Genomic DNA, 1,580 nt, shown 5'->3' with positions numbered 1-1,580 from the left:
TACCGGCCAACGGCATCCGCCAGCGGCTGCAGCAGTGCGGCGGACTCCCGAACCCACGAGGCCAGCGTTGCACGGTCCAGTTCAATGCCGGCACGTCGATAGATTCCTGCCTGCCGGTACAACGGCGTATGGTCGGCGTACTTGGCAACTACCACCTGCGCCAGCAGGCCGGCTGCAGCCATGCCGCGTGCGATCGGGCGCGACGGCGCCGCTTCCTGGACGACCTTCGCACAACGGCTGCAGCTCAGCCGGGGACGCACGTGGCGGATCACCCGGAAGTACCCCGGCACGTAGTCCAGCATCTCGGAGGCGTCTTCACCCAGCTTGCGCAGCCGGCCGCCGCATTCGGGGCAGTCGCAGTCCTGCGGCTTGTGCTCCACCACCTCACGGGGCAGGTGTGCAGGGAATTCGCGCGAGCGGCGGCGTAGTGGGACCGCCGGCGCTGTCGTGTCTACAGGTTCATCAGGCACCGGTTCTGGCGCCGATGCCGGCACGGCATCCTGCTGCGGCAGTGACCCGCCACTGAGTGCGAGCTGCAGTTGTCCCGTCAGTTCTGCTATGCGCTCCGACGAGCGTCCGTACTGCCAGCGCTTCAGACGCGAGATCTCGGCAAGCAGGCGCGCAATGGTTTCTTCGCGCGAGACAAGCATGCGCTTGAGTGTGTCGATGTCGTCGGGAAGTCGGCTGACTGGCATGCCTGAGAGTTTACCAGGCACGCGCAGAAGTGGGGGCAAATTTACGCGGCGCATGTGGGCCTCCACGTCCGTTCGGGGCGTCGCCAGTCGATGCCTTCGAGCAGCATCGACAGTTGTGCCGCCGACAGATGGATGCATCCCGCGTTGGCCTGCGGCCAGATGAAACGGCCTCGCTCCAGGCGCTTGACGTACAGGTTCATTCCATCGCCACTCCACCACAGCAGTTTCACCAGATCGCCACGGCGACCACGGAAAGCGAACACGTGGCCCGAGAACGGGTCTTGCTCAAGGGCCACCTGCGCCAGTGCAGCCAGACCATCCATGCCGCGGCGCATGTCGGTGACGCCTGCGGCGAGCCAGATGCGGGTGCCGGTCGGCAGCGCGATCATGCCGGCCTCAGGCAATGCAGCACCAGTCGCAACTGGGCTGGGTCTGCCTTCCCGCTCACTCGCACGCGTGCGCCATTGAGCTCGATCTCTATACCTGAAGTCGCGGCTTCCTGTGCGCGCAATGGTAATTGCGCTGTCGGCACCGGTAGCGCCGAAACCGCCATCAAATCATCCGGCGACATCGCCACCGGAACGAACACTGCCGTCTCGCTCGCCGTCCTCTTGTCCAGCAGACCGGCACGGTACTGCCTGCGCCACTTGAACACCATGTTCGGATTCAGACCGTGCGACTGCGCGAGCTTCGCCACCGAGATGCCCGGCTCACACGCTGCCATCGCAACTTCACGCCGGAATTCAGGCGCGTAATTCGGCCGCCCCTTGCGGCTTCCAGCACTGTCGATCTCTGTCATCAAAGTGGTCCCCACTACTCGAAGTGATGGACATCACTTTGGACACTCTCAACGTCGATGTCGATACGGCCTTCAAATGACGCTTA

3 protein-coding genes are annotated in these 1,580 nt (G+C 64.2%); all 3 read right to left on the bottom strand.

Going from position 1 to position 1,580, the window contains the following annotated elements; all coding sequences use genetic code 11:
* The coding region (locus tag P0D80_RS50050) for an IS66 family transposase (RefSeq protein ID WP_408296144.1) at positions 1-749 on the bottom strand (749 nt) is incomplete at its 3' end.
* A complete protein-coding gene (tnpB, locus tag P0D80_RS50045) occupies positions 737-1,084 on the bottom strand; it encodes an IS66 family insertion sequence element accessory protein TnpB (RefSeq protein ID WP_408296141.1) in 348 nt (115 codons plus the stop codon). The genes tnpB and P0D80_RS50050, both read right to left, overlap by 13 nt.
* Positions 1,081-1,494, bottom strand: a complete 414-nt coding sequence (gene tnpA / locus P0D80_RS50040) for an IS66-like element accessory protein TnpA (RefSeq protein ID WP_408296138.1) — start codon at positions 1,492-1,494, stop codon at positions 1,081-1,083. The genes tnpB and tnpA overlap by 4 nt, the downstream gene beginning before the upstream one ends.
* Positions 1,495-1,580 lie beyond the last annotated feature (86 nt).

It is taken from the genome of Paraburkholderia sp. RL17-373-BIF-A (genome assembly GCF_046030175.1).
Lineage (GTDB): Bacteria > Pseudomonadota > Gammaproteobacteria > Burkholderiales > Burkholderiaceae > Paraburkholderia.
Note: the sequence above shows the minus strand (reverse complement) of the source record. Positions and strands in the feature narration are given on the sequence as shown.